The organism is Streptomyces cyaneofuscatus (genome assembly GCF_042718795.1).
GTDB lineage: Bacteria > Actinomycetota > Actinomycetes > Streptomycetales > Streptomycetaceae > Streptomyces > Streptomyces cyaneofuscatus_A.
In genome coordinates, this window is sequence record NZ_JBHXOX010000031.1 from 77,624 (window position 1) to 90,280 (window position 12,657).

Genomic DNA, 12,657 nt, shown 5'->3' on the forward strand with positions numbered 1-12,657 from the left:
ATCGAGATGCCACGATCGGCGCCCGTTACAGCCCGGAGGCCCTTGAGGTCGGAGAGGCAGGGGGGCAGCGGCTCGTCGGCTCAGCGGTTCTTCGGCTCAGGGGTTCTTGGGTTCAGCGGAGCACGGTGGCGAGGATGACCTTCCCGCCGTCCGCCGACTCACGGACCGTGAGCTCCTGGGACAGCCGCTGGATCATCGGCCAGCCGAAGCCGCCGGTGCGGCCCGTCAGGTCGGGCGTGCGGTCCTGCGGGTGGGCGGGGCTCGGATCGGCGACCCGGACGTGGACGCCCGTACGGTCCGCGGTCAGCCTGAGCGTGGTGACGGCTCCGGCGTGCCGTACGGCGTTGGTGACCAGCTCCGTCACGAGGAGCAGCAGGTTCTGCACCACGTGCGCGGCCGGCGCCGGGTGGAGCCGTGCGATGAAGCTGCTGACCGCGTCCCGAGCGTCGGCGGCCCTCTCAGGCCGGCAGACGTAGTCCGTGCGGGTCTCCCCGTCCGGCGAGAGTGTCATCAGCATGCGGTCGTTCATGGCGGTCACCCCGTCGCGGATAGCTTTCTGGCTGAAGTCCGGATACCCCCATATCGGCGGTTCATCGAAATCCGCCCTCTCGGGGCGGGTGAACCGGCCCGGTCACGCCTCAACTCCCACCCTGAGCCGGTCCCGCTGGATGCGGTGGGCCAGGGTGCGGCGCACGGAGGCGGACCCCGAGGCGGTCACGTCCGCCGGAACGTCGACCGGAATGTCGACCGGAACGTCGAGTCCGCGGCTGATGACGTCGTACGCCGTCCTGTAGCCGCCGGGGAGTTCCGCCCGGCGCAGGCTCAGGTCCTCCTCGACGAGGCGTCGCAGTGCGTCCACGGTCGGCAGTGTGAAGCGCTTCCTTCCCCGGCCGACGGCATCGACGAAGCGGGTGCAGCGGGCATCGTGGTGGAGCGCCTCGGAGATCGCCTCGGCCAGGCCCCACAGGCGTCCTTCGAGCCAGGGCGTGTCGTACCGGTCGAGGACCAGCTCCGTGGGCGGCGGTGGGCTGCCGGGGCCGTGCCTGGTCACCTGCTTGGAGACGGCGGGCTGACTCATCCCGGTGAGCCGGGCGATCCGCTCCTGGGTCCAGCCGGCTCCGGCGAACAGCGCGATCATCTCGCTCCGCAACTGCCGCATCTCCTCGCCCGCGCGGATGACCTTGTTCACGCCGGCTGCTCGACCCGCGCGGCACCGGCCTCTCCGCGTTCCCCGCGGATGCCGCCTCCTGCCGCTGCGACCGCCAGGTGGCGGACGTCGAAGCCCTGCGGGTGCACCTCGGGCTGCCCCGGGTCGATGTGCTGGCGCATTCCGGTGGTGCGAACCTCGCGATGCGGTACGCCGCCCGCCATCCCCGGCGCGCCGGCAGGCTCGCCCTGATCACCCCCGGGGTCCGGGCGGTGGGGGTGCGCATCGACTGGCCGAGGCGCCGAGCACTCGCGCTGCGGCGGAAGGGCGAGCCGTGGTTCCCGGCCGCCTTCGCCGCGCTGGAGGCGATCAACGAGGGCACCGGCGGTGACTGGGAGGCCATCGCGCCCTTCTTCTGCGGCCGCCTGGACGCCGGGGCCCGCCTCCACCACGCCGCCGGGCGGCCGGTCAACGGCGAAGCCGACGCCCACTTCGCGGCCGAAGGGGCCTTCGATCCCGAGGCCACCCGTGCGGCGCTTGGCGCCTTCGGGAGTCCCGTGCTGCTGCTCGCCGGCGAGTTCGACCTGAACAGCCCGCCTGGTGCGGTGGCGGAATGTGCGGGGCTGTTCCCCCGCGCCACGCTCGTCGAGCAGCCGGGAGCGGGGCACTACCCGTGGATGGATGACCCCGGCCGGTTCGTGGCGACCGCGTCGCCCTTCCTGGAGTAACCGCGTCGGCCTTCCTGGAGCAGGGGTTCGCCGGAGGGGCGGGTTCGCGGGGCGTGCCGTACCGCACGTTTCTATCGTTGAAAATTCTCCGTGCACGACCGTTGTGCAGTGTTTGGTGTTGTGGCTCAATGTTCGACTATGTGCAGTGCCTCAGTGGTTCGAGGTACTCCCGGCTCTTCGACGAGGACGACGCCTTGAGACGACAACACCCGCGCCCCCGTGCCCTGTTCAGGGCCCTCACCTGCGCCGCCGCGCTTCTCATTCCGGTCGGTGCCACCCTGGTCCCGACGGCCGCCGCCGCACCCGCCGCCCTGGCGCCGGCCTCCGCCACCACCTTCACGGCCGACGACCCGGTCACCGATGTGCGCGGGCTGAAGGGCGAGTACTTCAGCATGTCCGCCCCGGGCGCCCGGGACTTCGCGGAGCTCGGCGCGACATCGCTGGACCCCGAGATCAACTTCCCCGGCCTCACCGGGACCTTCGAGTCGGCCACAGGCCGGACCGAGCACACCACCGCCCGCTGGACCGGGCAGCTCGAAGCGCCCGAGACGGGTTCGTACACCTTCTCCGCCATCGGCGACAACGGCTTCCGGCTCTTCCTCGACGGCAACGTTGTCATCGACCACTGGGAGCCCGACTGGGACAAGGAGCAGCACAGCGCGCCGATCACCCTGAAGGCCGGCGAGAAGCACGACTTCAAGCTGGAGATGTTCCAGGACGTCGGCGGCGCCAGCATGTTCCTGCGCTGGCAGAGCGACACGATCAAGAAGCAGATCGTCCCCGAGTCCGCCTTCACCCCGCCGGCAGACTTCGAGGTCTACCCGGTCGCCCTGAGCATCGCCAAGAACGGCAAGCGCCTCCAGGCCACCTTCAAGGACCGGGTCGCCAACTACGGCAAGGTGAAGGACCACCTCAAGATCGAGGTCGACACCTCCCCGATGCCGGTGAAGTCGGTGACCCGCGCCTCGGACGACCCCCGGGCGCTGATCATCGATCTCGCCGCCCCCGTCCTCAAGGACCAGCGGGTCAAGGTCGTCTACGACGGCAGGGGCGGGCTGACGTCGGGTGCCGAGACCGTGCCGGAGACCGGCCGCACGGCGAAGAACCTCTCCACGCACCGCCTCACCACCACCTGGGGCGACAAGCTGGACAAGAACCACCCGCTGCCCGAGTACCCCCGGCCGCAGCAGGTCCGCGACCAGTGGAAGAACCTCAACGGGCCGTGGGAGTTCGCCGGAGCCACCGAAGGTGAGAAGCCGGTCTTCGGCAAGAAGCTCGGCGAGCGGATCATCGTGCCCTTCCCGGTCGAGTCGCAGCTCTCCGGTCTGGAGCGCGACGAGGACCACATGTTCTACCGTAAGCTCGTCACCGTGCCGAAGAACTGGTCGGTCGGTACAGGCAAGTCCGGCGCCTCCGGCGGGTCCGGCAAGGACAAGCGGCTGAAGCTCAACTTCGATGCCGTCGACTACCGGTCCACCGTCTGGGTCAACGGCACCAAGGTCGCCGAACACACCGGCGGCTACACCGGGTTCAGCGCCGACATCACCGACGCGCTGAAGGGCAGCGGTCCCCAGGAGATCGTCGTCGCGGTCACCGACAAGACCGGCCCGAACCAGCCCAAGGGCAAGCAGTCCACCAACCCCGGCGGCATCGTCTACACCCCGTCCTCCGGCATCTGGCAGACCGTGTGGATGGAGCCGGTCGCGCCCGCCGCCATCGACTCCCTGACCACCACTCCGGACATCGACACCGGCCGCCTCGCCGTCACCGTCAACTCCGCGAAGGCATCCGGCGACGCCCGTATCACCGCTGTCGCCCGTGACCGCAAGGGCAAGGCGGTCGGCACGGTCTCCGGACCCGCCAACCGCGAGCTGAGCCTCCAGCTCAAGAACCCGCGCCTCTGGTCGCCGGACGACCCCTACCTGTACGACCTCGACGTCTCGCTCACCGACGGCCGTTCCAAGGACAGCGTCGAAAGCTACTTCGGCATGCGCCAGTTGAAGGTGGACAAGGTCGGCGGCTACCAGAAGCTCGTCCTCAACGGGAAGCCGTTCTTCTCCCTCGCCATGCTCGACCAGGGCTTCTGGCCCGACGGGCTCTACACCCAGCCCAGCGACGCGGCCCTCACCTTCGACCTGAAGGCGCAGAAGGACCTCGGCTTCAACGCCGTACGCAAGCACATCAAGGTGGAGTCGCCGCGCTGGTACTACCACGCCGACCGGCTCGGCCTGCTGGTGTGGCAGGACTTCGTCAACGCCGACATCGACAACGACACCGGCAAGAACGCCTTCCTCACCCAGGGCAAGGAGTTGATGAAGCAGTTCCACAACTACCCCTCGATCAGCGGCTGGATCGTCTTCAACGAGGGCTGGGGCGAGTGGGACCGGACAGAGACCGGCAAGATCGCCGAGGACGTCAAGGCGCTGGACCCGTCCCGTGTGGTCAACGCGCACAGTGGAGTCAACTGCTGCGCGTCCAAGGGCGATTCCGGCAAGGGTGAGATCATCGACCACCACGACTACGTGAACAACGACCCGGCCTTCCCGGACGACCGCCGCGCCGCGATGGACGGCGAGCACGGCGGCTTCACGCTCCGGGCGCCGGGGCACATGTGGCCGGGCGCCCCCGCCAACATCTACAGCGGGGTCGCGGACAAGGCCGCTCTCACGGCGAAGTACGTCGACAACACCCGTACGTACTACCTCGCCGCCGCCGGCGCCGAGCTGTCCGGCTCCGTCTACACCCAGGTCAGCGACCTGGAGAACGAGCTCAACGGGCTCTGGACGTACGACCGCCGAGAGATCAAGGTCGACCCGAGGAAGGTCCGGGAGATCAACCGCCAGGTCATCGCCGCCGGGGCCAACGCCGGTGAGCGTGACGAGCTGAAGGGCGGCGGCTCCTGGTCTCTCGACGAGAACAAGGGCACCACGGCCCGCGACAGCGGCCCCAACAAGGCCCATCTCACCCTGGAGGGCGACGCGTCCTGGGCGCCGGGTGTCACGGGCTCGGCGCTGAAGTTCAACGGCGAAGGCCAGTACGCGCAGAGCGCCGGTCCCGTCGTGGACACCACGAAGGACTACACCGTCTCCGCGTGGGCCTCGCTGGACGCTCTGCCCGGCAATTACGCCACCGTCGTCAGCCAGGACGGCCGGCGCACCGAGAACCCCTTCTATCTCCAGTACGGCCAGGGCGCGTTCGCCTTCTCCACCCCCGGCGGCAAGCGCGCCCGCCTGGAGATCACGCCGGAGACCGGGAAGTGGTACCACCTGGTCGGCATCCGGCAGGGCGGCGAGGCGAAGCTGTACGTCGACGGGAAGCTCGCCGCCACGACCGAGGCCGGGCCCGCCGATGTGAGCACCGGCCCGCTCTCCGTCGGCCGGGCCCAGTACGCCGGGGCGAAGGGCGACTTCTGGAACGGGTCCGTCGACCAGGTCGGGGTGTACGACAAGGCCCTGACCGCCGATGAGGTGACCGCCCTGTACGGCAGCCGGAAGCCGTAGCGGGGAGGCGGGCTCGGTCCGCTCCCGGCACCCGGGAGCGGACCGAGCCGCCGTGACGGGCGCGCGCTGCCCCGCAGGCGGGCACCCGCAGAGTCGACGTCCAAATGCGCTACACGTCACGGCGGTTGCACCAACCGTGCGAGGATCCGTGCCATGGAAGGACTGACCTCGGAGGATCCCTCCGGCATCGGCCCGTACCGGCTGTTCGCGCGGCTCGGCGAAGGAGGGATGGGGCGGGTCTATCTGGCCCGTTCCCCCGGAGGCGACACCGTCGCCGTGAAGCTGGTGCGGCGGGAGATCGCGGCGCAGGACGAGTTCCGGCGGAGGTTCACCCGCGAGGTGCGGGCAGCCCGCCGGGTGGGCGGCCGGTGGACCGCCTCGGTGCTTGACGCGGATGTGGACGCGGAAGTCCCTTGGCTGGCCTCGGAGTACGTACCGGGCCCCACGCTCCGGGATGTGGTGAAGGGCGACTTCGGCCCGCTCCCCTCGGCCTCCGCCCATGTGCTCGCCAACCGGATGGGGCTCGCTCTCGCAGCCATCCACAAGGCCGGACTCGTCCACCGGGACCTCAAGCCGTCCAACATCCTGCTGACGACCGACGGCCCGCGCGTCATCGACTTCGGCATCGCCCACGCCCTCGACGGCACCCAGGACGGATCGCTGGGCAGCACCCTCACCCCCATGGGCAGCATGATCGGTTCCCCCGAGTTCATGTCACCCGAGCAGGTGCGCGGCGAGCGGGTGTCGCCGGCCAGCGATGTGTTCTCGGTGGGCTGCGTGCTCGTGTACGCGGCCACCGGCCGGTCGCCTTTCCGGGGCGACGGCACCGGTCTGCACAGCCTGTTGTTCCGCATCGCGTACGAGGACCCCAACCTGGAGGGTGTTCCGGAGGCCCTCGTCGATCTCGCGCGGGACTGCCTCGCCAAGGAGGCTCAGGAGCGGCCGTCCGTGGCGGAGCTGATCGACCGCACCCGCTACGCGCCGTCCGGGGCGTGGCTGCCCCAGCACCTGCTCACCCGGCTGGACCGGACGGCCGCTCAACTCATCGAGGAGGAGCGCCGATTGGCCGTGATGGCGGTGGTGGAGACCGGACACCCCTCCGCGCCTCTGCCCCGATCACCTCTGCCCCGATCACCCCTGTCCGGATCACCCCTGCCCTCATCGCCTCGGCCCTCATCTCCTCGGACGTCGCCACCGGGTGCCGTTCTGCCGACGGACTCACCGACCCCGCCGGGGGCCGCCCGCGTGGCGATTCGCCGCGAACTGCTGGACCTGCCCGAGTCGGGGATCGTACCGCCGGTGATCCGCTACCGGCCCGGGCCGGCGCCCCTGTACGGGGCGCGTCGTGAGACCGACGCCGCACCGCCTTGGCGTCGGACGCTGCGGGCGCGCGTCGTGACGGCGTCCGTCGTCCTGTCGCTGCTGGTGGTGCCGACGGCGGACGCGCGGCACGCCCCCAGCCCCTTCGTAGGCACCTGGCAGTACCTGCCGCAGACGCACGGCGCCCGGCTGCCGTATGCACTGCACATGGAGTTCACCCTCTCCGGACCGTCCACAAGAGGGCGGGCGCGGCTCTTCGTGGCCACGGAGGACGGCTACTGCCATGGAGCCGCGTTCAGAGCACAACATGTGGGCGATGACACCTTGGTCCTCACGGACATGGAAATCGCGCTGAGCTCTTCCGGCAGCCACGGGGACGCTACGGCGACAGGCTGTGCCTGGCCCGAGATCCTCACGGTGCGGGCGGGCTCGGCGGCCAAGGGGCGGCCCCTGTCCGTACAGGGACCGGCCGGGTATCTGCCGCTGGCCAGGACCGAGGGCGACGCCCAGCGCCTCCCGGGCGAGTTCATCGGTATCTGGCGTTCCGGCGACACGCGCAGGGTCACGTTCGCCCAACCGGTAGCGGGTGGTCCCGCCGTCGAACTGTCCGAGACCACCGAGGGCGGGCACTGCACCTGGCGGGCGGCCTACCTGGGTAACCGGGCGGGCGAGATCTCCACCGGACCGGGCATGCTGGAAGCCGCGTCGGACACCAGCTGTACGGCGGACGGGCGTGCGTACACCTACCGCTTCATGGACGACTCGCGCCGGATAATCGAACGCCGCCGCACCGACGGTTCGGGGGCGGTGCGGTTCATCCTCGGCGGCTGAGCGGCCCGCCGAACGGGACCTTGGCCGCAGCACGCGGACGGCGGCCGGCCCGGCAGCGACGGGCGTTTCCCATCGCTGCCGGACCGGCCGGACCGGCCGGACCGGCCGGACATCGCTCAGCGGCTCCGAGCTCAGCGGCTCCGAGCTCAGCGGCTCCGAGCTCATCGCCTCCGAGCTCATCGGCTCCCAGGAATCACGGAGCCCAGGGAGCGTCCACCGCCCACGTCGTGTCCTCCGTGAACAGGGCCGGGCTGTCGAAGGCCCGCCCGCCGCCCGGAGTGGCCAGCCACACCTCCGAGCCGATGTGGCGCAGATAGCTGCCCGGCAGGTTGGCGCTGGTGAACCGCACCCCGCCGTTCCCGGCCACCGCGCACCAGGTCGCATCCGCCTTGAACAGCGCGGAGTTGTCGTTCGCGTCGCGGTGGACTCGGAAGTCCCGGTGGCGGAGGAACTGGCCGGGGTAGTTCCGGGACTCGAAGGAGTAGCAGTTGCTGTTGGCGAGGCCGGTGACGATCTTCCAGGTGGCGTCCGCCTTCAGCACGGCCGGGCTCCCGCTGTTCACCACCTCGGTGAAGGCCTGCGCGTCGTAGTGGCGCAGGTGCTTCGTCGTGTGCCCGGGGGTGGTGACCCGCAGCGACTTGTACTGCCCGGCGGGCAGCGTGACCGGGGGAGCGGGGTTGCGGGACGCCTGGATGAGGGCCTGGTTGGCGGCCTTCACCCGGGCGGTGTCGACCTTGACGACCTGGCGGTCGTAGGTCAGCAGTCCGTTCACCTCGTTCTCGACGTCCGTGATCTCCGTGTAGACCGACGCGGAGAGCCCGGCCGGGAGTTGGCCGATCCGGATGGCGTCAAGCAGACCGACGAACCGGTTGTTGAGGGCTGCGATGCTCGGCTGGTCCTCGTAGCTGAACCCGCCGCCCGGGTACCACTCGTGGCCAGGCACCTTGTAGCCCAGCCCACCGAACTCACCCAACACAGCGGCCCTGGTGGCGGTCGGCGCCGTGTTCCCCGGGCCGACGTAGATGTGGTTGTCGACCACGTCACCGTTGCCGCCGTCGACCGAGCCGCAGCAGTTGACCCCGCTCATGTTGTTGACGAGGCGCGAGGGGTCCTGGGCCTTGACCTCGTCGGCGATGCGGGCCTGGTCGTACTGGCCCCAGCCCTCGTTCTGGTTCACCCACATGACCACCGACGGCGAGCTGCGGTGCTGGTCGATGATGTTGCGGTACTCCGCCTCCCACTGCGTGCGCGCCGGCCCGTCCGGGACCTTGCCCGTGTCCATCGACGGCATGTCCTGCCAGACCAGCAGCCCCAGCCGGTCCGCCCAGTAGAACCACCGCTGCGGCTCCACCTTGATGTGCTTGCGGACCATGTTGAACCCGAGGTCCTTGTGGGCCTGGAGGTCGTACCTCAGCGCCTCGTCACTCGGCGCGGTGTAGATGCCGTCGGGCCAGTAGCCCTGGTCCAGCGTGCCCGTCTGGAACACGAACTTCCCGTTGAGCACCGGCCGCAGGATGTTGTCGACCTTGGCCAGCCCCACGGACCGCATACCGGTGTAGCTGCCCACGGTGTCGGTGACGGCCGAGCCGTCGAGGAGGTCGGCGCGTACGTCGTACAGGAAGGGGTCCTCGGGGCTCCACAGCCGCGGATTCGGCACGGGTACGGAGATTTCCCCGCCCACCCCGCCGGTCGCCGAGCCCACCACCGTACCGCCGTTGGACACGGTGATCCGGGCGCTCCGGCCCGTCGCACCAGCCGTCTGGACCCGCACCCTCAGGGTGCTGTTGCCCAGGTTCGGCGTCATGTCGAGACGGGTGATGTGGGCGGCGGCGACCGGTTCCAGCCAGACCGTCTGCCAGATGCCGGAGGCCGCGGTGTAGAAGATCCCGCCGCCCGGGCGCGGCTTCACGTCGTTGATGCGCTGCTTGCCGACCGCCTGGCCGCCGGTCTGGCTCGGGTCGTAGACGGAGACCACGACCGTGTTCGTCCCGCCGTTGAGCTGCGGCGTGATGTCGTACGCGAACGAGTCGAAGCCGCCCTTGTGCGCGCCGACCTGGGTGCCGTTGACCCAGACGGTGGTCTGCCAGTCGGAGGCCCCGAAGTGGAGCTTCACCCGGCGGTTGTTCCAGTTGGCGGGGACGGTGAACGTCCGCTTGTACCAGAGCTTGTCGTTCTCGGTGATCCGGCGCTGGATGCCGGAGAGCGCGGACTCGGCGACGAACGGGACGCGGATCTGCTCGGGGAAGGCGGCGGGCTGCCCGGCGTCGCGGCCGGTGACGGCGAAGTCCCAGATGCCGTTGAGGTTCGTCCAGTCGGGGCGGGTCAGTTGCGGGCGCGGATACTCCGGCAGCGGTTTGTCGACCGGGACCTGGTTCGTCCACGGCGTCGTCATGGGCGCCGGCTTCGGCGTCCAGGCGGCGGGCGCGGCGGCGGCCGGTGCGGTGCCGCCGCCGACGAGGGCGGTGGCCACCAGGGCGAGGAGCCCGGTGGTGGCCGTTAATCTCCGCCACCAGGTGCGGGGTGCTGGGCGCATGGTTTTTCGGTTCCCTTCTCGGTTGTACGGGGGAGGAGCGAGCGGTGACGTCAGAGCAGCCGCCACAGGTGGTCGGCCGTTCCGTTGTCGTCGTACTGGACGACATGGGCGCTGTCGGCCAAGGACATCCCGTCCACGCCGAGCACCTTGTCCGAGTTCCGGTTACGGACGCGGTACCAGCCGCCCCCGTCCGGGACGAGCTGCCAGAGGTGGTCGGCGGTGTCGTTGTCGTCGAACTGCACGACGTGCGCGCTGTTGGCGGTGGACATCAGGTCGACGCCCAGGACCTTGCCGGAGTGCCGGTTGCGGATCCGGTACCAGCCGTCGCCGTTGGCGACCAGCCGCCAGAGGTGGTCGGCCGTCCCCGTGTCGCCGAACTGGACGACGTGGGCGCTGTTGGCGGTGGACATGCCGTCCACGCCGAGCACCTTGCCGGAGTGCCGGTTGGAGAACCGGTACCAGCGGTCCGCCAGCCAGGGTTCCGCTTCCGGGACGGCCGTCGGGAACGACGTGATCCGCAGCCGGGCCGCGCCCATCGGGATGAGGGTGACCTCCTCGACCGGCTCGGTGGAGCGAGCCGGGCTCGGCTGGAGCGGCGCGACCACGCGCTCGTCGTCCGCCGTCCACTCCGGGATGCGGCGAGCGCGGGCGGTCATCGTGAGCGGGTTTCCGGCATGGGTGAACGGGTTGTCGCCGGGGGCGCGGCCCGTCGAGCGGTGGCGCAGGTCGGCGGTGGGGCGGGCGGGGTCGAGGACGAGGCCGTAGTTCCAGGGGCTCGTGGCGTGGACCGCGTACTCCGGGAACGTATCGCTGCCGCCGATCCGTTCGTACCGCTCACCGATCCGGAGCGAGTACGTCAGCGGCCCGTGGTCCACGCTGACGGAACGGTGGTTCTCCGACCAGGTCCGTACGGTGGTGCGCTGCGGCAGGCGCAGGGTGACCCGGTCGCCGCTCGCCCAGGTCCGGTCGATCCGAGTGAAGGCCGGGCCGGCGGGGGCGGTGACCCGTTGACCGTTGACCCGGATGTCGGGATCCGCGCACCAGGCGGGGACGCGCAGGACGAGCGGGAAGCGCAAGGGCCTCGGGGAGGTCAGAGTGAGCTCGACCGTGTCGGTGAACGGGTAGCCGGTCTCCTCGGTGAACGTCACCTCCGTGCCGTCGGCGACCTTCGCCGTCACCTGGCTCGGTGCGTACATCGCCGCCGCGAGCCCGCCGTCGGGGGTGGCGAGCCACAGCTCCTCGGTGAAGTACGGCCAGCCCATACCGTAGTTGTGCGGGCAGCAGCGGTACTGGTCGACGCCCGGCAGGTACGCCAGCATCGCGAACGGGTTCTGGAACTGGCGGTCGCGCTTGGGTTCGTCGTCCAGGTCCACGCTGTTGGCACAGGTGATGTAGTGGACCGCCCTGCCCGATGGATCCAGCGACGCCGGGAGCGAGTTGAACGCCAGCTCCTCGCACCGGTCCGCCCACAGCGGGTCCCCGGTGATCCGGGTGAGCAACTGGTGGCTCGCCATGAACTCGACGATCCCGCAGGTCTCGAACCCCTGGCGGGGGTCGCCGTGGCCGGGCCGGGCGTTCTCGTCCCCGGCGAACCCGCCGCCGGGGAACTGGCCGTAGGCGTCCATGGCCTTCGCGTACGTGCCGTAGGTGTTACGGGTGTCGGTGGCCGAGCCGCTGCGCAGCGCGAACTGGGCCGGTTCGCGGAAGCCCTGGGCGATGTTGACGTTGTGCGGGTTGACCAGGTTGTCGCCCCAGTTCGCCCCGTACCGATGGATCTTGTCGACCAGGTCCATGAGGAACGCGTCGCCGGTGCGGTTGTACAGCCACATGGCGCTGTTCAGGCCGTCGCCCCAACGCAGGGCGATCCAACTGGTGTTGAAGGCGCCGGGGCCCTGGGCGTTCATGTAGCGGAAGAAGCGGCTGAGGAACGGGATGATCCGGGTGTCTCCGCTGTACTCCTGCCAGGAGCGCAGGGCCTGGATCAGCGGCAGGAACGGCCAGAAGTCCGGGCCGCCGTTGAGTGACGTCCGCAGCGCCTTCGGGCCGAAGAAGCCGTCGCTCTGCCCGGTGGCGAGGATCGCGTCCATCCAGCGGCGGGTGGTGGCCAGCGCGGGCGCGTCCCCGGTGACGATCGCGAGGTCGGCGTATCCGCGCAGCCAGTACGGGACTTCCTCCCAGCCGCCACGGTCGGGGCGGACCCAGCCGGTCGCCGTGAAGTCCAGGAAGTGCGAGAACTCCTCGTACCGGCCGCACAGTCCTTCCCGTTGGAGCTTCAACTGACCGGCCAGCCAGCCGCGTGCCTTCACCTTGCCCGGCGGCAGCTTGAGGAAGGCGGTGGGGCGCAGCGGCGCGGCGTTGGGGGAGTAGTGGCCGCCGGGTGCGGCCGCCACCCGGTGGCGGTGGGGCGTCGCGGCGGTCGCCCACCGGCTCGACGCGCCGGTGGCGACGGCGGTGGCCACGGCGGTGGTGATGAGCTGCCTGCGGTTCAGGGGCATCGGTACGGCTCCTGCTCTGAGCCGGGGACCGCCTGAGCTGCCGGCCGGCTCGGTGGGGGTGGTGGCCGCGCGCGGTGCGGGTGCGCGGGGCTGGTGCAGGGCG

At 70.4% G+C, this 12,657-nt stretch carries 7 protein-coding genes; 3 read left to right on the plus strand and 4 right to left on the minus strand.

Annotated elements, in window-relative coordinates; genetic code table 11:
* Window positions 1-112 precede the first annotated feature (112 nt).
* Together ACFWRT_RS30570 and ACFWRT_RS30575 are read right to left on the minus strand one after the other, a co-directional pair.
* Complete coding sequence (locus ACFWRT_RS30570) at window positions 113-529, minus strand: ATP-binding protein (protein ID WP_380952288.1); 417 nt, start codon at window positions 527-529, stop codon at window positions 113-115.
* A 102-nt stretch (window positions 530-631) separates the two neighbouring features.
* Complete coding sequence (locus ACFWRT_RS30575) at window positions 632-1,189, minus strand: sigma-70 family RNA polymerase sigma factor (RefSeq protein WP_380952289.1); 558 nt, start codon at window positions 1,187-1,189, stop codon at window positions 632-634.
* A gap of 5 nt (window positions 1,190-1,194) precedes the next feature.
* Here ACFWRT_RS30575 and ACFWRT_RS30580 point away from each other — a divergent pair, with 5 nt between their 5' ends.
* The 3 genes from ACFWRT_RS30580 (at window position 1,195) to ACFWRT_RS30590 (ending at window position 7,526) form a co-directional block, all read left to right on the plus strand.
* Entirely contained in the window at window positions 1,195-1,875 is a 681-nt protein-coding gene (locus ACFWRT_RS30580; RefSeq protein ID WP_380952320.1) for an alpha/beta fold hydrolase, read from the plus strand.
* A 128-nt stretch (window positions 1,876-2,003) separates the two neighbouring features.
* A complete protein-coding gene (locus tag ACFWRT_RS30585; RefSeq protein ID WP_380952290.1) occupies window positions 2,004-5,375 on the plus strand; it encodes a LamG-like jellyroll fold domain-containing protein in 3,372 nt (1,123 codons plus the stop codon).
* Window positions 5,376-5,528: 153 nt separating this feature from the next.
* Entirely contained in the window at window positions 5,529-7,526 is a 1,998-nt protein-coding gene (locus ACFWRT_RS30590; RefSeq protein WP_380952291.1) for a serine/threonine-protein kinase, read from the plus strand.
* Between the two features lie 193 nt (window positions 7,527-7,719).
* Here ACFWRT_RS30590 and ACFWRT_RS30595 read toward each other — a convergent pair whose 3' ends face one another.
* Both ACFWRT_RS30595 and ACFWRT_RS30600 read right to left on the minus strand, forming a co-directional pair.
* A complete protein-coding gene (locus ACFWRT_RS30595) occupies window positions 7,720-10,059 on the minus strand; it encodes an AbfB domain-containing protein (protein WP_380952292.1) in 2,340 nt (779 codons plus the stop codon).
* A gap of 50 nt (window positions 10,060-10,109) precedes the next feature.
* Window positions 10,110-12,554 carry an RICIN domain-containing protein gene (locus tag ACFWRT_RS30600; protein WP_380952293.1) on the minus strand — a complete coding sequence of 815 codons (2,445 nt, stop codon included), beginning with the start codon at window positions 12,552-12,554 and terminating at the stop codon, window positions 10,110-10,112.
* Window positions 12,555-12,657 lie beyond the last annotated feature (103 nt).